Origin of the sequence: Lactococcus sp. EKM203L (assembly GCF_011800585.1) — a bacterium.
GTDB classification, from domain to species: Bacteria; Bacillota; Bacilli; order Lactobacillales; family Streptococcaceae; genus Lactococcus; species Lactococcus lactis.
In genome coordinates, this window is the sequence record NZ_JAALEQ010000062.1 from 1 (window position 1) to 298 (window position 298).

1 pseudogene is annotated in these 298 nt (G+C 31.2%); it reads left to right on the forward strand.

Going from position 1 to position 298, the window contains the following annotated elements:
- Positions 1-72 (forward strand): annotated as a pseudogene (locus HFD15_RS14490) (cold-shock protein); the annotation flags it as partial.
- Positions 73-298: the final 226 nt, after the last annotated feature.

Below are 298 nucleotides of genomic sequence, written 5' to 3' on the forward strand. Positions count from 1 at the left end.
GGTCAAAAGGTTACTTTTGATATCAAAATGACGTCTCGTGGGCGTTATGCTTCAAACGTACATAAAAGATAAATGATCTAAAGCATGGGATGTCCTGTGCTTTTTATTTATTGCTATTGCAAAAATGAATTAAAATGTTATACTGAGTGAGGGAAAGATTAGTTGCTTTCCCTACAGTTCATAAAATCCATGTCATTGCGATATGGATTTTATTAATGAGAGAGTAGTTTGACATTGAGTATAATTAGTGTTACTATGAAGAAGTAGATTTTGTCATGAGTAAAATGTTTTATAGATT